The following is a 24,416-nucleotide window of genomic DNA, read 5'->3' on the forward strand; positions in this document are numbered from 1 at the left end:
GCTACGATTTCGTCGTGCCCCACAGATCCGCGACGCCCCCACGCCGCCTAGCCTGGGCCTCGTGCTCATGCCAGTGACGACGAAGCCCAGGGCCAGCCTCGGCCGGGTGATCGAAGACCTCGGCAACACGCTGCTCGAGGTCGTGAGCGGCGCGGTCGACGACGACACCGAGATCGAGACGGTCGTCATCCACGACGTCCTCGACGATGCGATGCCGATGCGCGGCGCCCTGGTCCTCGGCGTGGGACTGAGCGACCCGGAGGAGATCGCCGAGCTGCTGCGCACCCTGGCGGATCAGCATGCGTCCGCCCTCGTGCTGCGGGCACCGGTGCGCGCCGAGCAGCCCGTGCGCGAGGCCTCCGTGTCCACAGGCATCCCCGTGCTGTCGCTCACCCGCGGAGCATCCTGGGCGCAACTGGCCGCGATGCTGCGCTCGCTGATCGCGGAGGGCGACGTCGGCGATCAGGGCGCGACGACGCTCGGCGGCATGCCGTCAGGCGACCTGTTCGCGCTGGCCAACGCGATCGCGACCCTGCTGAACGCCCCTGTCACGATCGAGGACCGCAACTCGAGGGTGGTCGCGTTCTCCGGCCGGCAGCATGAAGCCGACCCGGCGCGCATCGAGACCGTGCTCGGACGTCAGGTGCCCGAGCGCTTCGCACGGCAGCTCGAGGAGCGCGGCGTCTTCCAGGAGCTGTACCGAAGCGAGGATCCGATCGATGTCGTCCCGGTGCACAACGCGGAGGGGCTTCCGTCGTTCCCCCGCGTCGCCCTGGCGGTGCGAGCCGGCGACGAGATCCTCGGATCGATCTGGGCCGCGGTCCAGGAGCCGCTCTCCCCCGATCGCGTGCAGGCGCTGAAGGACTCCGCCGGCCTGGTCGCCCTGCACATGCTGCGGCTGCGGGCGGGCGCCGATGTCGAACGTCGCCTGCGTGCCGACCTGCTCGCCACGATCCTCGAGGGCGGGCCGGGGGCCGCCGACGCCACGGCCCGATTGCGTCTCAGCGACCACCGCTGCGTCGTGCTCGCCCTGTCGGCCGTCGAGGAGATCGGCGACGAGCCATCGGCAGGAGCACGCGGCGTGGCCGAACGGCAGCGGATCGCCGACGCCTTCGCCGTGCATCTCGGCGCCGTCTACCTCCGCTCGGCCGTCGCCGTGATCGGCAACGTCGCGTACGCGGTCGTCGGCATCCGCCCGGAGCAGGGCGAAGGCGACGCGGGGGTCGAGCACAGCGATGCGGACAGCCGAGCCGCACGCGTGGCTCTCGACTTCCTCGGCCGGCTCGGCGCATCGGGAGACATCCGGATCGGGGTGGGCACGGTGGCGGACGACGCCTCGAGCATCCCCGCGTCCCGCGCCAACGCCGACCGCGCTCTCCGCGTGGTCCGCCAGGCCCCGGCACGCGAGCCGGTCGCCCGCTTCACGGCCGTGCAGATGGAGGCGCTCCTGGTCGAACTCGGCGACCTCGTCCGCGCGCGGGGCGATCAGCCGACGGGACCCGTCGCACAGCTTCTGGCGCAGGACCGGGAGCGTGGCACGCACCTCGTCGAGACGTTGCGGGCGTGGCTCGACGCGTTCGGCGACGTGGCGGTGGCCGCCGCCCGCGTGTACACGCACCCGAACACGTTCCGCTACCGGCTGCGCCGGCTGTCGGAGATCAGCGGACTCGATCTGACCGATCCCGAAGCCCGGTTCTCGGCCATGGTCCAGCTGCGTCTGCTCGTCCCCCGCGAGGGAGACGCGTAGAGGGCGACGGGTAGACGAGGGACAGCGCCCGCCCCGTCCCTCCGGGGGACGGGGCCGGGCTGAGGCTCGTGGCCCGTCGCCGTCGACACCCGACATGGGCTGCTCGTGGCCGTCCGGTCGAGTGCGCGTGATGCCCGCTCATGACCGGCATCCTGCGTATCTGACACATATCTCAACACACGCCGGTCATTCAGACCATAGAGTGGGTTCTGACTGATCGATCCGATCAATCGCGACGCGGCACAGAAGGTGACGGTGATCGAAATGGCCAACCTCGACGAGACCGACCGGAGGATCCTCGGCGTGCTCGACACCGACCCGCGTCGCCCGGTCGCGCTGATCGCCCAGGACCTGGGTCTCGCCCGCGGCACCGTGCACGCCCGGCTCGACCGGCTCGAATCGGGCGGCTACCTCCGCGCGCACAGCTCACGCATCCTCCCCCAGGCGCTCGGCCGAGGCGTCGCGGCCTCGATCCTCGTCGAGCTCGACCAGCATCAGATCACGGCGGCCATCGATGCCCTGAGCCGCGTCCCCGAGGTTCTGGAGTGCTTCGCGCCCGCGGGCGACACCGATCTGCTGCTGCGCGTCGTCGCGAAAGACCCCGACGACCTCTACCGGGTGGCCGAGGTCGTGCGCCTGTGCCCCGGCATCCTCCGCACCTCCACGAGCCTCTTCCTCCGGGAGGTCATCCCCTATCGGGTCAGCGCCCTCCTGCAGGCGGAGTGATCTGCGAGGCAGGCCCGTCTCAGCCGATGCTGCGCGCCCCGGGAACGGGACCGTGCACGTGCAACCGAGTGGTCTGCAGGGCAGGCCAGCGGTCTCAGCCGATGATGCGCGCCCCGGGAACCGGGCCGTGCACGTGCAGCGGATCGAGCCCGGTTTCGCGGAGTGTGGACTGCACGTGCTGCGCGGTCTCCGGATCGGGGCAGAGCAACGCCACCGTGGGCCCCGAGCCCGACACGATGCCCTGCAGAGCGCCGGCGAGGACGCCCTGACGGATGGTCTCGGCGAGATCGGGCCGCTCGTACAGCGCGGCAGCCTGCAGGTCGTTGAAGAGAGTGTCGGCCAGCTGCGCGGGGTCGCCGGACCTCAGCGCCTGGAGCACCGGGATCGGCACGTCGAGCGACAGGGGCGGGTCGTCGGCGAGCGCTCCCTCCTCGTCGCGCAGGATGTCCAGCCGCTCGTAGACCACGGGCGTCGACAGCCCCTGCTCGCTGGGCACCAGGATCCAGTCGAAGCGCCCCCGTGCGAGTGCCGGGTTGAGCTGATCGCCGCGCCCCGTGCCGACCGCGGTCCCGCCGTGCAGGGCGAAGGGCACATCCGCGCCGAGACGTGCGGCGAGGTCGTGCAGCCGTGCCGCCGACAGGCCTGTGCCCCACAGCGCGTCGCAGGCGACGAGAGCGGCCGCCGCATCCGCAGACCCTCCGCCCATGCCCCCGGCGACCGGGACGCTCTTGCGGATCTCGAGCGCGACGCCCCCGGGGTGCTCCACCGCGGCGGCGAGCAGCTTGGCGGCCCGCATCGCGAGGTTGCGGTCGTCGAGCGGCACTTCGCCCATGTCCTCGTATCCGGAGACCGTGAGAGAGAAGTCGTCGGAGGGACGCGCGATCACGTCTTCGTAGAGCGAGACCGCCTGGAACACCGTCGCCAGCGCATGGTAGCCGTCGTCATGCCGCCCGCCGACGCCGAGGAACACGTTGATCTTCCCCGGAGCGCGTACGTGCACGGATTCGGTGGACGCGGCCTGACTCATGATCGGGTCACAGCTCCGAGGACTTCGCCCACAGGTTCACGTCGATGGCTCCGGAGAGCTCGTCGATCCTGGCCAGTTCCTCGGCGGCGAACGCCGGACCGTTCACCGCCGCGATGTTCTCGTCGAGCTGCTCCGGTCGCGAGGCGCCGATCAGCGCGGAGGCGACGACCGGGCTGCGCAGCGTCCACTGCAGCGCGAGCTGCGCCAGCGACTGACCGCGCCCCTGTGCGACCTCGTTCAGTGCGCGCAGCGACTCGACGGCCTCATCGGTGAGCTTGCCGTCCGGCAGAGAGCCGCGCTTCTGCGCCCGCTCCGCCGTGCCGTCGCCGAGGTACTTGTCGGTGAGGAGTCCCTGCGCCAGCGGCGTGAACGCGATCGCGCCGAGCCCTGTCTGCTCGAGGGTGTCGGTCAGGCCGTCTTCGATCCAGCGGTTGAGGATCGAGTACGCCGGCTGGTGGATGACGAGCGGCGTGCCGAGCTCCTTCGCGACGGCGACGGCCTCGGCGGTGCGCTCGGCGCTGTACGAGGAGATGCCGACGTAGAGGGCCTTGCCCTGGCGGACGAGCGTGTCGAGCGCGCCCACCGTCTCGGCGATCGGGGTCACGGGGTCGACGCGGTGCGAGTAGAAGATGTCGACGTAGTCCAGGCCCATGCGGGTGAGCGACTGCTCGGCGCTCGCGAGGATGTACTTGCGGCTCGCGAAGTCGCCGTACGGTCCTGGCCACATGTCCCAGCCCGCCTTCGACGAGATGATCAGCTCGTCGCGGTAGGGACGCAGGTCTTCGGCGAAGATGCGTCCGAAGTTCTTCTCGGCAGACCCGTAGGGCGGGCCGTAGTTGTTCGCGAGGTCGAAGTGGGTGATGCCACGGTCGAAGGCGTGCCGCAGCAGCGCGCGCTGGTTGTCGAGCGGGATGTTGTCGCCGAAGTTCCACCACAGCCCGAGCGAGATGGGGGGCAGGTACAGACCGGAGGTGCCGACCTGGCGGTAGGCGAACTGCTGGTAGCGGCTCTCGTCCGCGGCGTACGGACGGTGCAGCTCGGGGACATCGGGGCGGAAGCGCGGGGAGTCGGTCACGGTGCCAGATTAGCCGCTGACGCCGGAACCCTCGATCGCCGTTGCGTGCCGGGCGATCCGCTGGTAGTCGTCGACCGTGAGGTCCTCCCCGCGCGCGGTGGGTGCCACCCCGGCGGCGGTCAGCACCTCGGTCGCAGCGGCGGAGCTGCCGAAGATGCCGGACAGCGCCTGACGAAGCATCTTGCGGCGCTGGTTGAAGGCGGCATCGACGATCTGGAACGTGCGACGCCGCTCGTCCTCCGAGCCGCGCTCCCCCTCGGAGCGGTCGAAGCCGACGAGCAGGCTGTCGACGTTCGGCACCGGCCAGAACACCTGGCGCGACACGGTGCCCGACAGCTTCCACTCGCCGTACCAGGCGGCCTTCACGCTGGGGGACCCGTAGATCTTCGAACCCGGCTTCGCGGCCAGCCGCTCGGCGACCTCGGCCTGGACCATCACGACGCCGCGCTGCAGGTACGCGAAATTCTCGAGGAAGTGCAGCAGGACGGGCACCGAGACGTTGTAGGGCAGATTGGCGACGAGGACCGTGGGCTCACCCGGAAGCTCCGTGATGCGGAGGGCGTCGGCGTCGACGACCGTGAGCCGGTCGGCCTCGACCCCGTGCTCTGCGGCGGTCTGCGGCAGGCGCGCGGCGAGGCGGTGGTCGATCTCGACCGCGGTGACGGAGGCCCCGGTCTCGAGGATCGCGAGAGTCAGGGAACCGAGCCCAGGACCGACCTCGACCACGCGCTCGTGCGGCCGGACGTCGGCTGCCTGGACGATCTTGCGGACCGTGTTTGCGTCGGTCACGAAGTTCTGGCCGAGCTTCTTCGTCGGGGTGACGTCGAGCTCGGCGGCGAGGCGGCGGATCTCGGAGGCGCCGAGCAGGGTGACGGTCATCCGTCCATTCTCCCCTACTCTCCGGATGTCCCCGTGACTCAGTAACCTTCTCTGGTGCCCTCCCTCGGTGAACTCGTCGCGCCCCGTCGCATGGGTCGCGATTTCCGCTGGCTGCTCGCCTCATCGTGGACGAGCAACATCGGCGACGGCGTCGCACTCGCTGCTGCGCCCCTGCTCATCGCATCGATGACCTCATCGCCGATCCTTGTGGCGGCGGGCGCGATCTTGCAGTTCCTGCCCTGGCTGCTGTTCGGGCTGCACGCCGGCGCCATCGCCGACCGCTTCGACCGTCGACGCCTCGTCATGGCCGCGAACGCCGCACGCGCCGTCGTGCTCGCCGCGCTGTGCGTGTTCCTGGTCACCGGCGTCGCGAACATCTGGATCGTCCTCGCGGTCGCCTTCCTCTACGGCACGGCCGAAGTGTTCGTCGACACGGCGGGCAGCACGCTGCTGCCGATGCTCGTGAAGCCCGCCGATCTCGGCACCGGAAACGCACGCCTTCAGGCCGGGTACCTCGTCGCGAACCAGTTCGCCGGCCCTCCGCTCGGCGCCTTCCTGTTCGCCGCGGGCACGGCATGGCCCTTCCTGCTCGAGGTCGTGTGCGTGACCCTCGCCGTGGTGCTGATCTCACGCATGGCGAAGACTCCGGTGCCTCCGCGGGAGACCGGGGCCCACCCGCCCGTGCACACCGACATCGCCGAGGGCCTGCGGTGGCTGTGGCGCAACCCGCCGGTGCGGATGCTGGTGCTCATCATCCTGGTCTTCAACGTCACGTGGGCGGCTCCGTGGGGCGTGCTCGTCCTGTACGCCACCGAGCACCTGCAGATGGGAGCGGTCGGCTACGGCGCACTGACGACGGCGTCCGCAGCCGGCGGCATCCTCGCCACGCTCAGCTTCGGCTGGCTCGAGCGCCACGTCTCCTTCGCGACGCTCATGCGCATCGTCCTGTCGCTCGAAGTGCTCATGCACCTGGCGTTCGCGCTCACCACGACGGGAGGGGTCGCGCTCATCATCATGTTCTTCTTCGGCGCGTACGCGTTCGTGTGGGGCACGATCTCCACGACCGTCCGACAGCGCCTGGTCCCCGCCGAGCTGCAGGGCCGCGTCGCCTCGGTGAACATGGTCGGCGTGTTCGGGGGCATGGTGATCGGCCAGGCGCTGGGCGGAGTGATCGCGCAGCTGTGGGGACTCACGGCCCCGTGGTGGTTTGCGTTCGGCGGCGCCGCGATCACCCTGATGCTGGTGTGGAAGCCGATCTCGCAGATCGTCAGCGCGACGCCGGTCGCCGAGACCGGGCCCGAAGACGTGGACCCCGAGCGTCAGTCGGCGAAGGAGCCGTAAACGCGCAGGGTGTTGTCGGCCAGCTGGGCGCAGAGCTCGTCGACGTCGATGCCGAGCTCGGCCGCCATGAAGCGCACGGTGATCGGCACGAGGTAGGGCGCGTTCGGACGTCCCCGCAGCGGCACCGGAGTGAGGAAGGGGGCGTCCGTCTCGACGAGGATGCGGTCGAGCGGGGTGACCTTCAGCGCGTCCCGCAGGTTCTGCGCGTTCTTGAACGTCACGTTGCCGGCGAACGACAGGTGGTAGCCGGCATCCGCGCAGATCCGGGCCATCGCGTCGTCGCCCGAGAAGCAGTGGAACACGGTGCGGTCGGGAGCACCGACACGGGTCAGGGTCTCGAGCACCGCATCGTGCGCATCGCGGTCGTGGATCTGCATCGCGATGCCGTGCTTCTTCGCGAGGTCGATGTGCGCCTCGAACGATGCGAACTGCGGCGCTCGGCGTTCGGGCTCCGTCCGGAAGAAGTCCAGCCCCGTCTCGCCGATCGCCCGGGTGCGGGGGTGCGCCGCGAGCTCGTCGATCACCGCGATCGCGTCGTCCAGGCCCACCCCGCCGAGCCTGCCCTGCTCCGCATAGGTCGGAGCGTCGTTGGGGTGGATCGCGACGGCGGCGAGCACGCGCGGGTCGGATGCGGCGGCCTCGACCGCCCAGCGCGACGACTCGATGTCTCCTGACGACTGCACGACCCCGGCGATGCCGACGGCCGCCGCCCGGTCGAGCTGCTCCGTCAGCGACAACGGTTCATCGCCGTCGACGATCTCGAGATGCGCATGGTTGTCGTACACCGGAACCGTCAACGGCTCGGGAGCCGCCGGATACTTCAGGTCCTTGCGTCCGTCGCCGTCACGGCGCTGCACATACGTCCCCGCCATCGTTCAGGCCGTGGACTCCACGCGGGGGAAAAGCGGCGCGAGGCCGTTGACGCTGGTCCCCGGCTGCAGCACGCCCCAGGCTCCCGCCTCCCGGATCGGCTGATCCTGCAGACGTCCGAGCGTCTCGGCGGCGCCGAGCGCGATCCACAGCTTCTCGGTCGACTGCGGCATCACCGGCGAGAGCAGCACGGCGAGAGCCCGCAGCCCCTCGGCGCACGTGTACAGCACGGTGCCGAGGCGTGCGCGCTGGTCCTCATCGCGGGCCAGAGCCCACGGCTCATTCTCTGTGATGTAGCCGTTGAGCGCGTCGACGATCGTCCAGATCGCCGAGATGGCCTCGTCGGTGCGGAACTGCGCGACCGCGGCATCCGCGTTCGCCGCAGCATCCGCCACGATCTTCTGGATCGCGAGGTCGTTCTCGGTGTACTCCGCAGCGGGCGGCACGATGCCCTCGAAGTACTTCTCGACCATCGCCGTGGTGCGCGAGGCGAGGTTGCCGAAGCCGTTGGCGAGCTCGGCCTGGTAGCGGGCAGACAGGTCTTCCCACGAGAAAGATCCGTCCTGCCCGAAGGCGATCGCGGAGAGGAAGTAGAAGCGGTACGCGTCGGAGCCGAAGACGTCGGTGATCTCGGTCGGCGCGATGCCGGTGAGCTTCGACTTCGACATCTTCTCGCCGCCGACCAGCAGCCAGCCGTGCGCGAAGACGCCCTTGGGCACCTCGAGGCCGGCAGCCATCAACAGCGCCGGCCAGATCACCGCGTGGAAGCGCAGGATGTCTTTGCCGACCACGTGATACGCGGGCCAACGACGCGCGAACGTCTCCTCGTCCGAGCCGTAGCCGACGGCCGTGGCGTAGTTCAGCAGGGCGTCGACCCACACGTAGATGACGTGCGACTCATCCCACGGCAGCGGGATGCCCCAGTCGAAGGTCGAACGCGAGATCGACAGGTCCTTCAGGCCCTGACTCACGAACGACACGACCTCGTTCCGCGCCGAGTCTGGGCGCACGAAGTCGGGCTGGGTCTTGTACAGCTCGAGCAGAGGCTCCTGGAATTCGCTGAGCTTGAAGAAGTAGTTCTTCTCCTGCAGCAGCTCCAACGGCTTCGAGTGGATGGCGCACACCTTCAGCCCCTCGAACGGACCGGTGCCGTCGACGATCTCCGACTCGGGCTTGAACTCCTCGCAGCCCACACAGTAGAGCGCCTCGTACTCGCCCGCGTAGATGTAGCCGCGGTCGTACAGGCGCTGGAAGAACGTCTGCACGTTCGTCTCGTGGCGCTCCTGCGTGGTGCGGATGAAGTCGTCGTTCGCGACGTCGAGCGTCGTCAGCAGGGGGAACCAGCTCTCGCTGACCAGCTTGTCGACCCACTCCTGCGGAGTGACCCCGTTCGCCGCCGCCGCCCGCAGCATCTTCTGGCCGTGCTCGTCGGTGCCCGTGAGCATCCAGGTGTCATCCCCCGCCTGGCGGTGCCACCGTGCGAGCGTGTCGACGGCCACCGTCGTGTACCCGTGGCCGATGTGCGGCACGTCGGACGGGTAGTAGATGGGCGTGGTGATGTAGAAGGATTCGCCTGCGGGCATGGAGCAATTCTAGGTGCCCCCATGCCCGTGGTTACGCCGTCACAGCCCGTTGCGCCGGGCGACCTCCCCCAGCCAGGCGAGCGAGGGCTTCGGTGTGCGCGCGAACGTCTCGTGGTCGAAGCCGATCAGACCGAAGGTCGGCGCGAAACCGCTGGCCCACTCGTAGTTGTCGAGCGCGCTCCAGTGCTGGTACGCCCGCACGTCGATGCCGTCCGCGATCGCGCGGTGCAGGCCCTCGAGCGCCCCCTGGGTGTAGGCGATGCGGCGGGTGTCGTCGGCGGTGGCGATGCCGTTCTCGGTGACGAGCACCGGCACCCCGCCGCTGCGCTCCCACGCGCTGCGCACGCCGAGCTCGAGCGCGTCGGGGAAGAACTCCCACCCGGTCAGGGTGGTCTCGACGTCGGACGACACCGGAAGCGGCCCCTCCGGACCGATGAAGGTGCGGGTGTACGCCTGCACTCCGACGAAGTCGTCTCCGGCCGACTGCTCCAGGTACCAGTGGTCGCGCGGGTCGCCGTACGTCGCGAGCATCTCGTCGGCGCCCGGCTCCCCCGTGGAGTGGAAGGCCTGGGTCGCGATCGTCCACCCCGCCTGGACGCCGGGGACGGTGTGCAGGATCTCCGACGCCCGGTGGTGGGCCGCGAGCAGCGTGTCCGCCACACCGAGGTCGGGGTTGGGCAGGCCGTAGGCCACGAGGTTCGCGGCGTCCTCCCCGCCTGCCAGCATGGCGGCGATGTTCGGCTCGTTGATCGTGCACACGTAGCGCACACCCTCGAGGATCGGCAGCACCGTCTCGACGTAACGCGAGAACAGGTCGACCGCGTCGTCGGCACGCCAGAAGCCGTCCCTCTGGAACCACTGCGGCACCGTGAAGTGCATGAGGGTGACCGTCGGGTCGAGGCCGTTCTCCCGCGCCGTGTCGATCATGCGACGGTAGTGGTCGAGCATCGCCCGCGACACGAAACCGCGCTCCGGCTCGATCCGCGCCCACTCCACCGAGAACCGGTAGGAGTTCAGCCCAGCCTCGGCGAGCAGCCGCATGTCCTCCGGGTAGCGGTGGAAATGATCGGCGGCGTCTCCCGAGGGCTCGACCATGGGCGAGTCCGGTGCGTGTTCCATCGCCCACCAGTTGCTCGTGGTGTTGTTGCCCTCCACCTGGTGGGCAGCGGTCGCGGCGCCCCAGAGGAAGCCGTCGGGGAATGCGAGCACGGATGCGCTCCTCTCTCTTGTTTGCGGATCTCTCGTCGCGGTCTAGCGCGCGCGTGCGGGATTGGGCACGGCATCGAGCAGCTCGACCGTGTACGGGTCTTCGGGGTGCTGCAGGACCTGCGAGGTCTCGCCGCGCTCGACGACGCGGCCGCGGTTGAGCACGAGGATGTTCTCGGTCACGAGGCGCGCACTCAGCAGGTCGTGCGTGATGTAGAGCATGCTGATGCCCCACCTCTCGCGCAGGTCCTCGAGGAGGGCGAGCACACCGGCGCGCAGCGAGACGTCGAGCATCGACACCGGCTCGTCGGCGATCAGCACCTGCGGATCGCTGGCGAGCGCACGGGCGATCACGACGCGCTGTCGCTGCCCACCGGAGAGCTGATGCGGCAGCTTGGCCGCGAACTGCTCGACCGGTGTGAGGCCGACGGTCTCCAGGAGTTCCAACACCCGCGCTCTGGCCTCGGTGCCCCGGAGTCGCGTGTAGTTCACGACGGGACGTGTCAGCGCGTACTCCACGGTGTGCAGGGGGTTCAACGCCGCATAGGGGTCCTGGAACACCATCTGCACGTCCTTGCGCAGATCGCGCAGACCCCGCCGCTTGAGGGTGGCGACATCGGTGCCGCCGAAGCGGATGCTGCCCGAGGTCGGCCTCTCGACGCCCGTGAGCATCTTCGCGATGGTCGACTTGCCCGACCCTGAGGCGCCGACCAGTGCGAGCGCCTCGCCCGGTTCGAGCCGGAACGAGACGTCGTCGACCGCCGTCACCGCGTCCTGACCGCGGCGCGGTGCCGGGTAGCGCTTGGACACCCCGTCGACGACGATCGCGGCATCCGCCCGACGGGCATCGCGCGGCGACACGGTCGGCACGGTCTCGGTCACATCTGCCCGCGAGCGCCCTTCGCGACGCCGCGTACCCAGGTCGACGAACCCGGGGATGGAGAGCGTCTTCGCCCGCGGGTCCGCATAGTGGCTCAGCAGCATGCGCGTGTATTCGTCCTGCGGGCGTTCGAGGATGTCCCGGCTCGGGGCGTCCTCCACGATGCGCCCCTCGTGCATGACCATCACACGGTCGGTGGCTTCGAGCACGACGCCGAGGTCGTGACTGATGAGGATCGCCGTGAAGTGCTCCGACCGCTGCAGCTCCTTGATCGTGTCCATGACGGCGTGCTGCACCAGCACGTCGAGCGCCGTGGTCGGCTCGTCGAACACCATGAGCTGCGGTTCGAGCGACAAGGCGAGCGCGATCGAGGCGCGCTGTCGCATGCCGCCGGAGAGCTCCCCGGGGAAACGGGCGAGCACTTCGGGCGCGAGCCCCACCTTGCCGACGAGTTCGCGAGCACGTGCCTCGCGGTCCTCACGCGGCACGTGGCCGTGGGCGGCGAAGATGTCGCGGAAGTGATTGCCCACCGTTCGGACGGGGTTGAGGGCGTTCATGCCCGACTGCAGCACCATGGCGAAGCCGCCCTGGCGTTGACGGCGCAGCTCCTCCGCGTCGAGTTCGCGGACGTCGCGCCCGTCGAACAGGATGCGTCCTGCGCTGATGCGCGCCGGCGGCTTCTGCAGCCTCGTGAGCGCGAAGCCGAGCGTGGACTTGCCCGACCCCGACTCCCCGACGAGTCCGACGAACTCCCCGCGGCGCAGGGTGAAGGACACGTCGTGCACCGCTTGCACCGGCTCCTGTCCCGGCGACGCGTATTCGATCGACAGTCCCTGGACGTCGAGCAGGATCTCGTCGTGCTCCATGGCGCTCATCGCCCCTTCCCTTCTCGCAGACGCGGATTGGATATGCCGTCGACGCCGAAGTTGATCAGTGTGAGGCTCAGCGCCAGCAGGGCGATGCAGAGACCGGGGGCGAACAGCAGCAGCCACTGCCCGGTGAGCAGCGAGTTGGAGTTCTGCGCCCAGTAGAGCATCGTGCCCCAGCTGACGATGCTGGAGTCGCCGAGGCCGAGGAACTCGAGTCCCGCCTCCGCGAGGATGGCGGCCGTCGCCGCACCGAACAGCGTCCCGGCGATGATCGAGGTCATGTTCGGCAGGATCTCGCGGAACACGATGCGGGTGCGGCTGTCGCCCGAGAACTGCGCCGAGGTGACGAAGTCGTTGCCGCGCAGCGACTGCGTCTGGCTGCGGAGCACGCGCGCTCCCCACGCCCATCCGGTCACGACGATCACCGCGATGATCATCAGGATGCCGCCGTTCTGCAGATAGGCGGCGATCACGATCATGAGCGGCAGCCCGGGGATCACGAGGAAGAGGTTGACGATGAACCCGATGACCTCGCCCGCGAACCCGCGCATGTAGCCCCAGCTGAGACCGATGAGCACCGCCACGATCGTGGAGAGGATGCCGGCGGCGAAGCCGACGAGGAGGCTGACCTGCGCGCCGTAGATGAGCTGGCTGAGCACGTCCTCCCCCGCGGCCGTCGTCCCGAGCCAGTGCGCCCACGAGGCGTCGGCGTTGCGCTCGAAGCCGTTCTCCTTCGGGCCGTACGGCGCCAGCAGGGGTGCGAAGACGGCGACGAGCACGAAGAAGGCGAGGATGCACAGGCCGAGTCGGGCCTTGCCGTTCGACCAGAGGGTGCTCACCATCCGCCCGAAGGCGCGCCACGGACTGGGCGCCGCGATGCGGTCGGCGGGGATCTTGACGTTCATGGTGGAGGTCATCGGCGTGTCCTTGGGTCCAGCACCCCATACAGGATGTCCACGAGGAAGTTGGCGATGAGCACGCTGACCGTGATCATCAGGAAGAGCGCCTGCATGAGCGGGTAGTCCTGCCCGATCACGGCGTTGAAGAGGAGGTACCCGATGCCCGGGTAGCCGAACACCTGCTCGACCAGGATCGATCCGCCGACCACACCGCCGAGTGTGAGCCCGAAGCCGGTGAGGTTCGGCAGGATCGCGTTGCGCGCGGCGTAGCGGAGGGCGATCGTGCGACCGTGGAGGCCGTTCGCCTCGCCGAAGGTGATGTAGTCCTCACCGAGGGTGTTGATCATGGCGTTGCGCATGCCGATGATCCACCCGCCGAGCGAGGTGAGCAGGATGGTCAGCGCCGGCAGGAACGCGTGGCTCACGAGGTCTCCGAGGAAGTCCCACGTGAATCCGGGGGTCGTCGTGGCGGAGTAGGCGCCCGTGGTCGGGAACCAGTGCAGCACGTAGCCGAAGAAGAACAGCAGCAGCAGTGCCGTCCAGAAGTACGGGAACGTGCTCAGGAACGAACCGGTCAGCGTGGGGAGCGTGTCGAGCCAGGTGCCTCGGCGCCAGGCGGCCGCGACCCCGATCAGCGTCCCGATCACGAAGGCGAGGACCGTGACGATGCCGACGAGCCCGATCGTGTACGGCAGCGCGGTGGAGACCATGCTCGACACGCTCTGCGGGTAGAAGGTGTACGAGACGCCGAAGTCGAGCCGCACGACCTGACCGAGGTAGGCGATGTACTGATCCCACAGCGACCCCGTCGGCACGCCCAGCTGCGCCTCGATCGCGGCGCGCGTGGCATCCGACACCGGACCGTTCTGGGAGAGCTTGGCGATCGCGGCGTCGGCCGGCGACCCCGGCATCATGCGCGGGAGGAAGAAGTTCAGGGTGACCGCGGCCCACAGGGTGAGCACGAACAGGCCGAACTTCTGGAGCACGTACTTCACTTGTCGTCCTCCTTCACTCGCTCGAGCCGCGTGAAGATGCCCAGCGGCGCGGAGTCGTAGTTCTGCGGGATCATGTACGGGTCGTCCTCACTCGGCCATCCGGTGAACTTGGCGTCGTTGAACAGCCCCCAGATTCCGCCGTAGTAGAGGCCGATCACGGGGAGTTCGTCGTAGACGATGCCCTGCAGCTCCTTCACGATCTCGGCCTGGCGCGCCGTGTCGACGGTCTCGCGGTACTCGGCGAGCAGCGCGTCGGCCTCATCCGAGCGGTAGCGCTCGAAGTTGTTGGCGGTCGCCTCCCCCGACGGCACGTAGAACTCGCTGGAGAGCAGGTTGTTGTACGCCTGGTAGACGTCGCCGTTGCCCATGCCGCCGATCGCCATCTCGAAGTCGCCGTTGCTGATCGCACTCTGGTATCCGGCCGGCTGAGGGAGCTTGAGCGTGACCTTCACACCGACCTCGGCGAGCTGACTGCGCACGGTCTGCGCCGCGCGCGTCCAGTCGGTGAAGCCGTTGGCGGTCGTGAGCGCGAACTCGAGCTGCTCGCCCTGCGCGTCCACGAGACGATCGCCGTCGAGCGTGTATCCCGCATCGGCGAAGGCCGCGAGCGCGGCATCCTCATCCTGCGTGATCATGCCGCCGTCGGGGATGCTCGGGTCGAGGTACTGCTCCTGGTTCGGCAGGATGAGCCCGGTCTGGCCTGCGGGTTTCATGTACCCCTCTGAGGCCGTCTCGGCGATCTCCTCGCGGTCGAGCGAGAGCGCGATGCCCCGCCGCACGTTCACGTCGTCGAACGGCGCGACCTCGAGGTTCGGCATCAGCGCGATCACGCCGCCCGGCGGGAACCACCACGAGTTGTGCGGACTCGCCGCACCCCAGGTGCCCTCGACGTCGGAGATGAACGCGTACGCCCAGTCGTAGCCGCGGCTCACGGTGTCGAGCTGCGAGTTCGTTGCGGGGAGGACGATGTGCTCGATCTCGATCGAGTCGGCCTGCCAGTAGTCGGGGTTCTTGTCCATCGAGTACTGCTGGTCGTTGTAGTTGCCGAGCACGAAGGGTCCGGTGCCGACCGGGTCCTCGTTGCGGTAGGTGCCGGGGTCCTTCACATCCGACCAGAGATGCTCCGGCACGATCATGGTCTGGCCGAGAATCGACAGCGAAGGGGCGTCCTCGGTCTTGAGGTGCAGGATGACGTCGTCGCCTTCGGTCTCGACGCTGTCGAGATGCTGCCACGCGCCCTTGATGTCGAGCGAGGGGTTGTCCTTCAGCAGCTGGAATGTGAAGGCCACGTCGTCCGGGGTGAGGTCTTCGCCGTCGCTCCACTGCACGCCGTCGCGGATCGTCATCTCGATCGTGCGGGCGTCCGGCTGCGACCACTCCGAGGCGAGCCACGGGTTCTGCGCACCGTCGAGCGGGTTGATCAGGATCAGCGGCTCGTAGATCCACCGCGACGCGGTGCGAGTGTTGGTCAGGTACGGGTTGAAGTTCTTCGTGAAGAAGGGGTTGCCGTGGTCGGCGTTGATCAGCATCGTGTCGTCGCCGATCGAGGGATCGGGTTGCGACGTGATCTGGATGCTGCAGCCGGTCAGCGCGATCGCCGCAGCCGTGAGACCCACGACCGCTGCCCGGCGCCACCGTCGGAACGTACGCCCTCTCGGCGCTCTGCCACCTGACATCTGCCACCTCATGTCGTCTCTGTCATGAACGACGGCTTCCGCCGCCTCCGCGAGTGTAAGCGCATACATTTTGCGAAGGCAACCCCTTGACAGCGGCGGGGGCGCCATGCCTCCCCCGCCTCAGGAAGGTCGCCGAGAGCTCTCGCGGAGGAGGATCTGCAGTGGCAGCCGTGCCACCACCGGATCCGCGTCGGCGTGCTCGAGCCGACGCGCGAGCACCTGCACCGCCGCCCGCCCGAGATCGATCATCGGCTGACGGATGGTGGTGAGCGGCGGATGCGCGAGCGCTGCGGCATCGATGCCGTCGAAGCCCGTGACGAGCACCTCGTCCGGCACGCCGATGCCGGCATCGCGGAACACGTCCAGCACGCCGAGCGCCATCTGGTCGTTCGCCGCGACCACGGCCTCCGGCACCCCGGAGTCGACGAGTCGCCGCGCCGCCGCGCGCCCGGATCCTCGCGTGAAGTCGCCGCGGAGGACGACGACGTCGGAGACGGACCGGCCGGCCGCCGTCACCGCCGCCGCGAAGCCCTCCCACCGCTGGAGTCCGTCGGGCGAATCGGGCGGACCCGCGAGGAACGCGAGTGGCCCACCCCCCACCTGCGTCAGGACATGCCGTGTGAGCTCCGCCATGGCCTCGGCATTGCTCACCGTGACGTGGTCGTAGTGATCCCCTCGTGGGGGCCCCGAGAGCACCACGACGGGGATCCGCCGCGCCAGCCGTGCCAGCACGTCATCCGGAACGCTGCTCGCGAGGACCACGAGGCCGTCGACACGACCGGCCATGTCGCGCACCGTTGAACGGTCGGGGTCGTCGCGCCCGACGCCGACCATGAGCACGAATCCCTGCTTCCACGCCTCCAGCTCCGCACCGCGCAGCACCTCGTCGAGGAAGAGCATCGAGGAGCGCTCCGTCTCGGCCTGCGTCTCCTCCCGCACCACGGCGAACGGCGGGGCGTCGGCTCGAGCAGCGGACAGCGCATCGAGCGGCGGCGCATCCTCCGCGGCGTCGAACCCGGGAAAGTACAGCCCGAGCACGCCGGTGCGCCGTTCCGCGAGACCGCGGGCGCTGCCGCTGGGCACGTAGCCGAGGGCGGTCACGGCGTCGAGCACGCGCTCCCGCGTGACCGGACGTACCGCATCCGGCGAGCGCAGCACCCGCGAGACCGTGGCGATCGAGACCCCGGCGCGGTCTGCCACGTCGTAGACGGTCGCCGCTCTGCTCACGGTCGCGCTCCTCCCCCGGAGCGGGCGGCGAGAGCCGCCTGATACAGGTCTCGGGAGGAGAGCCCAGTGAGGGCCGCGACCTCGGACGCGGCGTCCTTCAGCCTGACGCCGTCGGCGACGAGCTGCTGCACCTGGGCGAGGGCGTCGTCCGGAGAGGCGTCGCGGCGCGCAGCACCCTCGACGACGATCACGATCTCACCCTTCACGCCGTTCTCCGCCCACGCGACGAGCTCGGATGCCGAGCCGCGCCGCACCTCCTCGTACAGCTTCGTCAACTCCCGGCACACGGCGATCCGCCGCTCATCGCCGAAGGCCGTCCCCATGTCGGCGAGCGCGCTCGCGAGGCGGGCCGGCGACTCGAAGAACACCATGGTGCGAGGTTCCGCCGCGAGCGCCCGAAGCGTCGAACGCCGCTCCCCCGGCTTGCGCGGCAGGAAGCCCTCGAACGTGAAGCGGTCGGTCGGCAGGCCCGAGATCGCGAGCGCCATCAGCACCGCACTCGGACCCGGTATCGCGGTCACGGTGACGCCCTGGGCGACGGCCTCGGCGACCAGACCGTAGCCGGGGTCGCTCACGGTCGGCATCCCGGCGTCGCTCATCACGACGATGTCGGTCTCCACGGCGAGCACAGCCAGCTCCGCCGCCTTCTGCTTCTCGTTGTGGTCGTGCAGCGCGATCAAGCGGGGCCGGTTCTCGATGTGCAGCGCTTTCAGCAGGCGCTGCGTGGTGCGGGTGTCCTCCGCGACGACGACCTCGGCGTTCTCGAGCACCTCCACCAGGCGACGCGACGCGTCGCCGAGATTTCCGATCGGAGTGGCGGCGAGGATGATCACCCGCCCAGCTTAGGCGCGGTGGATGCAGCCGACCGAGAGGGCCGGTTGTCTAGGCTGGAGCGGTGACCGCGCCCGAGCCCCTGCTGCCCGCTCCCCAGGAGCGGTCGACGCGATACGGGCAGCTCCGCGACCGTGTGCTGAGCGACCCGGACTGGGGTCGCGCCGTCCGCTGGCTCGCCCCGCTCGTCATCACCGCTGTGGCCGCGGTGCTGCGCCTGGTGAACGTGGGGCATCCGCATCAGCTCGCGTTCGACGAGACCTACTACGTCAAGGACGCCTGGTCGCTGTGGACGCTCGGCTACGAGGGCACGTGGGGCGAGAAGGCCGACGACGCGTTCGTGACCCTGCAGGCGCTGCCCCTCTCCGACCAGGGCGCCTTCATCGTCCACCCCCCACTGGGCAAGTGGCTCATCGCGCTCGGCATGGCGATCGGCGGTCCGGACAACAGTGCGGGGTGGCGCCTGGCGACAGCGGTGCTCGGCACCGGTTCGGTCCTCCTGGTGTACCTGATCGCGCGTCGCCTGAGCGGCTCGATCGTGGTCGCGACCGTGGCTGGCACGCTGCTGGCAATCGACGGCCTCAGCATCGTGATGAGCCGGATCGCGCTGCTCGACGGCATCCTGACGTTCTTCCTCCTGCTGGGCGTGCTGTTCGTGCTCATCGACCGGGAGCGGACCATCCCGGTGCTCGAGAGACGCGACCCCGACGCCCCCGATCCGTTCTGGGGACCCGTGCTCTGGCGTCGGCCGTGGCTGATCGCCGCAGGGACGGCGTTCGGCGCCGCCTCGGCCGTGAAGTGGTCCGGCCTGTACGCACTGGCGGGCTTCGGGCTGTACGTCGTGGTCACCGATGCCCTCGCCAGGCGCCGCGCTGGGGTGGTCCTGTGGCCGACCGCTGCGGCATTCCGTCAGGGGCCGGTCTCCTTCGTCCTGTTCGTCTTCCCGGCCCTCGCGGTGTATCTGTTCAGCTGGACCGGCTGGCTCGTGACGGCAGGGGGCTACGACCGGCAGAGCGACCCGAACCCTCTGGTCGCGCTGTGGAAGTACCACGAGTCGATGCTCGGCTTCCACGTCGGGCTCACACGCGGCCACCCCTACGCGAGCCCCGCCTGGGAGTGGCCGCTCCTGCTCCGGCCGACCGCGGTCTGGGTCGACTCCGACCCGAAGAACTGCGGCACCGACCACTGCATCGCGGTGATCTCGGCCGTGCCCAATCCGCTGATCTGGTACGGCGGGGTCGCGGCGGCCGTCTACCTGCTGTACCGGCTGGTGCGCGGCTGGATCACCCGGCGGCCGATCGGCCCGGAGCTGACACTGCCGCTCGTCGGGCTCGCGGTCACCTACCTGCCCTGGCTGATGTTCCCCGAGCGCACGATCTTCCAGTTCTACACGGTCGTGATGATGCCGTTCCTCGTGCTCGGGCTGAGCATGACCCTGCGCATCATCGCCGGGCGACGCGAGGATCCGCTGTATCGCCGGCAGTCGGGCGAGCGCACCGTGACGATCTTCCTGGTCTTCGTCGTGCTGGTGTCGGCGTTCTTCCTGCCGCTGTGGACCGGAATGAGCGTGCCGTACGACTTCTGGCTGCTGCACAACTGGATGCCCGGCTGGGTGTGAATCCGGGCCGCTCGGCCCTACGGCACGTCGTCGGCAGCGACGTGATCGACCAGCGGGAGGACGCGTCCTGAGAGGTGCGTGCGCATCGCGATCGACGACGCGGTGCGCGCGACACCGGGGACGAGTGCCACGCGGTCGAGCACTTCCTGCAGCTGCGTGGCGTCGCGGGCGACGAGTCGCAGCTGCATGTCGCTGGCTCCGGTGACCGTGTGCATGTCGACGATCTCGGGGACGGCATCGGCGAGCGCGGTGGCCACGTCGTCGTGGCCGACCTTCTGGTCGATCTCGACCAGGCAGAAGGCGACGACACCGTAGCCGAAGCCCGCCGGATCGATGCGCGGCACGATCGCCTCGATCACCCCGCCATCGTGCAGACGCGCGAGACGGCTGGTCGCGGTGCCGCGCGCGATACCCAGCCGCCGCGCGCACTCCAGGATCGGCAGTTGCGGCGACTCCGTGAGCAGCCTGATGAGCTGCGCGTCGAGCCGATCGATCCGCATCCGCTACTCCCTGGTCACGCCGGGGCGGGCGACACCCTTCGTCGCGCGGGCGACGACCAGGAGCACAGCCGTGAGACCGAGTGTGAGCAGCAGCTGGATCCGGGCGGCCGGGTCGATCATCGCGAGCGCGATCACGGCGGCCAGCAGCACCAGGCACAGCCACGACAGCCACGGGAAACCCCACATCCGCATCGGCATCTGCTCCCCTGTGCGGTCGGCGCGACGGCGCAGGATGAGCTGCGACACGGCGGTCGCGGTCCAGATCACCAGCAGTGTCGAGCCGACAACGTTGAGCAGCGCGGGGAGCACGACGTCGGGGAACGCCCAGTTGAGCCCCACCGTGATGAAACCGAACGCGACCGAGGCCAGCACGGCGACGAACGGCACACCCTTGAGGCTCGTGCGCGTCGCGGCCAGGGGCGCCAGACCGCGCTCCCCCAGGGAGTAGGCCATGCGCGAGGCCCCGTAGATGTTGGCGTTCATGGCCGACAGCAGCGCGATGATCACGATCAGGTCCATCACGAGCCCGACACCGGGCACGTTCAGGGTGTCGAGCACGGCCGAGAACGGACCCGCCTTGACCGCAGGGTCGTTCCACGGCAGGACGGCCACGATCACGAAGATCGATCCGACGTAGAACACCAGGATGCGCACGAGCACTTCCCGCACGATGCGGCGGATGTTGTGGGCGGGGTCGTTCGACTCGGCGGCGGCGATCGCGACCACCTCGGTGCCTCCGAACGCGAACACGACGATGAGGAGGGCACCCGCGATGCCGGCGATGCCGTTCGGCGCGAAGCCGCCGTCGTCGACCAGATTCGCGATACCGGTCGCCGGCACACCGGGGATGAGCCCGACGATCGCGCACACCCCGACCACGAGGAAGGCGATGATCGCCGCGACCTTGATCGCCGCGAACCAGAACTCGAAGCGGCCGTAGTTGCGCACCCCGAACAGGTTCACGGCCGTGAGGGCCACCACGAAGATCAGCACCCACACCCAGGCGGGGATCCCCGGCGTCCAGTTCGCCACGATCGCTCCGGCACCCGTCGCCTCGGCCGCGATCACCACGACCAGCTGGATCCAGTAGAGCCAGCCCACCGCGCTGCCCGCGCTGCGCCCCATGGCCTTCTGGGCATAGGAGCTGAAGGCGCCGGAGCTCGGTCGCGCCGCGACCATCTCGGCGAGCATCGCCATCACGAGCACGACGATGCCGCCGGCGACCAGGTACGACACCAGGACTGCGGGACCCGCGATGCTGATCGCCTGCCCTGAGCCGACGAACAGGCCGGCGCCGATGGCACCGCCGAGTCCCATCATCGAGATCTGACGACGGGTCAGGCCAGGGTGCAACCCCTTGGTGGTGGTCGTGGTGGGCGGGATCTCGGTCCGACGATCGCCGGTCATGCGTTCACCTCGACGCGCACGGTCGCGAGTGCGGCCTCGACCCGATCGATGTCCACCGATGAGCCCGACGAGATGCGGATTCCCTCGCCGGCGAAGGTGCGGGCGATCACGCCTCCCGCCTGCAGGACGCTCTCGAGCTCCGTGGTGCGCTCGCCCGCGGGGACCCAGACGAAGTTCGCCTGCGAGCGGACGGCGGGCCACCCCGCCGCAGTGAGCACCGCGTGGAGCCGGTCGCGCTGGACGACCACCTCGTCGATGCGCGTCCCGAGCTCGTCCTCCGCATCCAGCGAGGCCAGGGCGGCGGCCTGGGCGAGGTCGGTCACCCCGAACGGCACCGCGACCTTGCGCTGGTTCTCGGCGACCTCGAGGGGCGCGATCGCGTAGCCGATGCGGAGTCCGGCGAGCCCGTAGGCCTTCGAGAACGTGTGCAGCACCGCCACATGCGGGTGACGTCGGAACAGCTCGATGCCGGCGCCGTGGCTCTCGGTGCGGTCGAAATGCACGTAGGCCTCGTCGATCACGACCAGGACGTCGTGCGGCACGGCGGCGACGAACCGCTCCAGCTCATCGGCACCGACCACGGTCCCGGTCGGGTTGTTCGGGTTGCACACGAACATCAGGCGCGTGCGCGGGGTGATCGCCGCGAGCATGGCGTCGAGGTCGTGCGCGTGATCGGCGTCGAGCGGCACGGGCACGGGTGTGGCCCCGGCGATGCGGACGAGCGAGGGATAGGCCTCGAAGGACCGCCACGCGAAGACCACCTCATCGCCCTCTCCGGCGACCGCGTGGATGAGCTGGGATGCGATCTCGACCGAGCCGGCACCGACCGTGACCTCGGCGGGGTCGATGCCGTAGCGCGCGGCCAGCCGCTCACGCAGAGCAGCCGCGCTCATGTCGGGGTACCGGTGGATGGCGTCCAGGCGATCCCGCACGGCCTGGACGACCGAGGGCAGCGGCGGATGCGGAGACTCGTTCGACGAGAGCTTCGAGGCGCCGGCTGGGGCGGAGCGTCCCTGTCGGTAGGCGGGGACGGCGTCGAGTCCGGCACGGGTGGGGAGGGGCATCGTCAGAGCATCCTTGCTGCGATCGGAGTGGGGTGTCGCGCAACCCTAGAACGGATGCCGCGCACTGAGCAATCGGTGCACCCGATACTGCGCAACCCGCGCAACAGACCCGCACCTTCGCCCGAAACTGTGGGCAGACTGCCCAGACAGGACACGTGCGCCCACCAGGGCTGCCGTCACCGGGCGACGCTGACCTCCGCAGGATCGCTCACCGGCAGGCGGCACACGAACGCGCGACAGTCGTACGCCCGCTCGGCCGTCGCCTCCTTGCCCGCGAACAGCTCGAAGCCGCCCTCGGCGAACGCACGCGCCTGTGCGGGAGAGAGCACGGACACGACCTCGGCATCCGCGCCCCTGGCGGCGGCGGCGAGCGCACCGTGCCGGTCGGCGGTGACCACGACGAGCTGGCGGGGCGGAACGGCGAGACCCGAAGCCACCCGCAGCAGGGTGCCGTGGGCGAAGGGCTGCTCCAGCGATCTCTCGGCGAGCGCACTCACGGTCGCGACCGCGGCCTCGCGGTACTTCTCCCCCGCGCCCAGCCACCACGCGGTCAGGGCCGCGCCGGCGACCGCAGCCGCATCCGAAGGCAGGTCGCCGTCGGTCTGATCCGGTGAGGTCGCGATGCCCTGAGCCGACAGCAGCGGGTCGTCGCCGCCGCCTGCACCCTCGAGCGCCTCGTCGAGGATGCCGCGCGCCTCGGTCGCCCACTCCGCGTCGCCGGTCGCGAGCGCGAGGGCGAACAGACCGTCGGCGAACAGCCCTCGGTCGGCCGCGGTCGCCACGGCAGATGACGCCCGGCCGTCGAGCGATGTGCGCACCAGCGCGCCGGCGGAGTCCCGGTTGACCCGCAGCACGTGGTCGGCGGCAGCGGCCGCGGCATCGATCCAGCGCTGCTCCCCGAATGCCAGCCCCGCCCGGGACAGGGCGCCGATCGCCAGCCCGTTCCAGCCGGTGATCACCTTGCCGTCGACGGCCGGCGGCTCCAGGTCTGCGCGGTCGGCGACCGGCCGGAGGTAGTACCCGCCCTCGTTGCGCACACCGTCGATCATCGACTCCGAGTCCTGTGCCGCGCCGAACCCTCCGCCGTCGCGACGGAGCACCTCGATCAGGAAGGCGGCGATCCCCCGCACGGTTCGCTCGTCCTGCGCGTCGCGTGCGACGTCGAGCAGCTGCGCGTTGTCGGTCAGCATCCGCTCGTAGTGCGGCACCGTCCAGTCGCGCTGCGTCGCGTAGCGGAAGAAGCCCCCGTCGGCGTCGCGCAGGGCGGACCCCGCCATCGCGGCGAGCGCGCGCTCGACCGACGCCGCCGCATCCGGAGCCCCTTCCCGCACGACTGGATGCTGCAGGAACCGCAGCGTGGTCGCGACGGGGAACTTCGGTGCGCCGCCGTACCCTCCGAACTGCCGGTCCTCCCGCTGCGCGATGGCCTCCGCCGCCGTCGCGATCGCGACGACATCCGGCAGGTCGGACGGCGCCGACTCCGCAGCTCTCGCGAGCGCATCCGTCACGGCGTCCGCCGACTCCTCGGCCTGGACGCGTCGCAGCGTCCACGCCTCCCGCACCGCGGCGAGCACCTCGCGGAACGCGGGCATCGGAGCACGCGCCTCGGGGGGCCAGTACGTGCCGGCGTAGAACGTGCGCCCTCGCGGAGTGGCGAAGGCCGTGAGCGGCCAGCCGAGGTTCTGCGTGAAGGCGGAGGCGGCAGCCATGTACGCGCCGTCGACCTGCGGATGCTCTTCCCGGTCGACCTTCACCGCCACGAAACCGTCGTTGATCAGTGCCGCCGTCGCGGGATCGGCGAACGACTCGCGTGCCATCACATGACACCAGTGGCACGTCGAGTAGCCGATGGAGATGAGCAGCGGCACGTCGCGCCGCTGCGCTTCGGCGAACGCCTCCTCGCCCCACGGGAACCAGTCCACGGGGTTGTCGGCGTGCGCCCGCAGGTACGGGCTGAGCGTGTCGGCGAGCCGGTTGGTCATACCCTCACGCTACG

The 24,416-nt window shown here is 69.8% G+C and carries 20 protein-coding genes; 4 read left to right on the plus strand and 16 right to left on the minus strand.

Going from position 1 to position 24,416, the window contains the following annotated elements; translation table 11 throughout:
* Window positions 1-67 precede the first annotated feature (67 nt).
* Together AB0E56_RS19030 and AB0E56_RS19035 are read left to right on the plus strand one after the other, a co-directional pair.
* Window positions 68-1,747, plus strand: coding sequence for a helix-turn-helix domain-containing protein (locus tag AB0E56_RS19030; RefSeq protein ID WP_359801749.1), 1,680 nt, complete (start codon window positions 68-70; stop codon window positions 1,745-1,747).
* A 264-nt stretch (window positions 1,748-2,011) separates the two neighbouring features.
* Window positions 2,012-2,473: an Lrp/AsnC family transcriptional regulator gene (locus AB0E56_RS19035; protein ID WP_359801751.1), complete on the plus strand. Its 462-nt coding sequence runs from the start codon at window positions 2,012-2,014 to the stop codon at window positions 2,471-2,473.
* A 94-nt stretch (window positions 2,474-2,567) separates the two neighbouring features.
* Here the strand turns inward: AB0E56_RS19035 and AB0E56_RS19040 are convergent, their stop codons facing one another.
* The 3 genes from AB0E56_RS19040 to rsmA are packed head-to-tail and all read right to left on the minus strand — an operon-like array spanning window position 2,568 to window position 5,454.
* Window positions 2,568-3,500, minus strand: coding sequence for a 4-(cytidine 5'-diphospho)-2-C-methyl-D-erythritol kinase (locus AB0E56_RS19040; protein ID WP_359801613.1), 933 nt, complete (start codon window positions 3,498-3,500; stop codon window positions 2,568-2,570).
* 7 nt (window positions 3,501-3,507) lie between these two features.
* The gene (mgrA, locus tag AB0E56_RS19045; protein ID WP_359801616.1) at window positions 3,508-4,575 is read right to left on the minus strand and encodes an L-glyceraldehyde 3-phosphate reductase; all 1,068 of its coding nucleotides are present in this window, start codon (window positions 4,573-4,575) and stop codon (window positions 3,508-3,510) included.
* 9 nt (window positions 4,576-4,584) lie between these two features.
* Window positions 4,585-5,454 (minus strand): 16S rRNA (adenine(1518)-N(6)/adenine(1519)-N(6))-dimethyltransferase RsmA, encoded by an 870-nt coding sequence (gene rsmA, locus AB0E56_RS19050; protein ID WP_359801618.1) that lies wholly within the window; start codon window positions 5,452-5,454, stop codon window positions 4,585-4,587.
* A gap of 54 nt (window positions 5,455-5,508) precedes the next feature.
* Here rsmA and AB0E56_RS19055 point away from each other — a divergent pair, with 54 nt between their 5' ends.
* Window positions 5,509-6,795, plus strand: a complete 1,287-nt coding sequence (locus AB0E56_RS19055) for an MFS transporter (RefSeq protein ID WP_359801620.1) — start codon at window positions 5,509-5,511, stop codon at window positions 6,793-6,795.
* Here AB0E56_RS19055 and AB0E56_RS19060 read toward each other — a convergent pair.
* From AB0E56_RS19060 to rsmI, 9 genes are all read right to left on the minus strand, one after another.
* Window positions 6,774-7,667 (minus strand): TatD family hydrolase, encoded by an 894-nt coding sequence (locus AB0E56_RS19060; RefSeq protein WP_359801621.1) that lies wholly within the window; start codon window positions 7,665-7,667, stop codon window positions 6,774-6,776. The genes AB0E56_RS19055 and AB0E56_RS19060 overlap by 22 nt on opposite strands.
* Window positions 7,668-7,670: 3 nt before the next feature.
* Window positions 7,671-9,248, minus strand: coding sequence for a methionine--tRNA ligase (metG, locus tag AB0E56_RS19065; RefSeq protein WP_359801623.1), 1,578 nt, complete (start codon window positions 9,246-9,248; stop codon window positions 7,671-7,673).
* A 39-nt stretch (window positions 9,249-9,287) separates the two neighbouring features.
* Window positions 9,288-10,457, minus strand: coding sequence for a family 1 glycosylhydrolase (locus tag AB0E56_RS19070; RefSeq protein WP_359801625.1), 1,170 nt, complete (start codon window positions 10,455-10,457; stop codon window positions 9,288-9,290).
* Window positions 10,458-10,499: 42 nt separating this feature from the next.
* Window positions 10,500-12,209 carry an ABC transporter ATP-binding protein gene (locus AB0E56_RS19075; protein WP_359801627.1) on the minus strand — a complete coding sequence of 570 codons (1,710 nt, stop codon included), beginning with the start codon at window positions 12,207-12,209 and terminating at the stop codon, window positions 10,500-10,502.
* Window positions 12,206-13,120: an ABC transporter permease gene (locus AB0E56_RS19080; protein WP_359801629.1), complete on the minus strand. Its 915-nt coding sequence runs from the start codon at window positions 13,118-13,120 to the stop codon at window positions 12,206-12,208. The genes AB0E56_RS19075 and AB0E56_RS19080 overlap by 4 nt, the downstream gene beginning before the upstream one ends.
* A complete protein-coding gene (locus AB0E56_RS19085) occupies window positions 13,117-14,097 on the minus strand; it encodes an ABC transporter permease (protein ID WP_359801630.1) in 981 nt (326 codons plus the stop codon). The genes AB0E56_RS19080 and AB0E56_RS19085 overlap by 4 nt, the downstream gene beginning before the upstream one ends.
* Window positions 14,094-15,713, minus strand: a complete 1,620-nt coding sequence (locus tag AB0E56_RS19090) for an ABC transporter substrate-binding protein (protein WP_359801632.1) — start codon at window positions 15,711-15,713, stop codon at window positions 14,094-14,096. The genes AB0E56_RS19085 and AB0E56_RS19090 overlap by 4 nt, the downstream gene beginning before the upstream one ends.
* Before the next feature lie 180 nt (window positions 15,714-15,893).
* On the minus strand, window positions 15,894-17,000 hold the full coding sequence (locus AB0E56_RS19095; RefSeq protein ID WP_359801635.1) for a LacI family DNA-binding transcriptional regulator: 1,107 nt from the start codon (window positions 16,998-17,000) through the stop codon (window positions 15,894-15,896).
* Window positions 16,997-17,833 carry a 16S rRNA (cytidine(1402)-2'-O)-methyltransferase gene (rsmI, locus tag AB0E56_RS19100; protein WP_359801636.1) on the minus strand — a complete coding sequence of 279 codons (837 nt, stop codon included), beginning with the start codon at window positions 17,831-17,833 and terminating at the stop codon, window positions 16,997-16,999. Before rsmI ends, AB0E56_RS19095 begins: the two co-directional genes overlap by 4 nt.
* Window positions 17,834-17,895: 62 nt before the next feature.
* Here rsmI and AB0E56_RS19105 point away from each other — a divergent pair, with 62 nt between their 5' ends.
* Window positions 17,896-19,449 carry a phospholipid carrier-dependent glycosyltransferase gene (locus AB0E56_RS19105; protein ID WP_359801637.1) on the plus strand — a complete coding sequence of 518 codons (1,554 nt, stop codon included), beginning with the start codon at window positions 17,896-17,898 and terminating at the stop codon, window positions 19,447-19,449.
* A 17-nt stretch (window positions 19,450-19,466) separates the two neighbouring features.
* On the opposite strand, the gene AB0E56_RS19110 is transcribed toward AB0E56_RS19105, so the two are convergent.
* The 4 genes from AB0E56_RS19110 to AB0E56_RS19125 form a co-directional block, all read right to left on the minus strand.
* On the minus strand, window positions 19,467-19,949 hold the full coding sequence (locus AB0E56_RS19110; RefSeq protein ID WP_359801639.1) for an Lrp/AsnC family transcriptional regulator: 483 nt from the start codon (window positions 19,947-19,949) through the stop codon (window positions 19,467-19,469).
* Between the two features lie 3 nt (window positions 19,950-19,952).
* On the minus strand, window positions 19,953-21,356 hold the full coding sequence (locus AB0E56_RS19115) for an amino acid permease (protein WP_359801640.1): 1,404 nt from the start codon (window positions 21,354-21,356) through the stop codon (window positions 19,953-19,955).
* The gene (gene hisC / locus AB0E56_RS19120; RefSeq protein WP_359801641.1) at window positions 21,353-22,420 is read right to left on the minus strand and encodes a histidinol-phosphate transaminase; all 1,068 of its coding nucleotides are present in this window, start codon (window positions 22,418-22,420) and stop codon (window positions 21,353-21,355) included. The genes AB0E56_RS19115 and hisC overlap by 4 nt, the downstream gene beginning before the upstream one ends.
* Before the next feature lie 176 nt (window positions 22,421-22,596).
* Window positions 22,597-24,402, minus strand: a complete 1,806-nt coding sequence (locus AB0E56_RS19125) for a DUF255 domain-containing protein (RefSeq protein WP_359801643.1) — start codon at window positions 24,400-24,402, stop codon at window positions 22,597-22,599.
* Window positions 24,403-24,416 lie beyond the last annotated feature (14 nt).

Source organism: Microbacterium sp. NPDC028030, assembly GCF_040637855.1.
Taxonomy (GTDB): Bacteria; Actinomycetota; Actinomycetes; order Actinomycetales; family Microbacteriaceae; genus Microbacterium.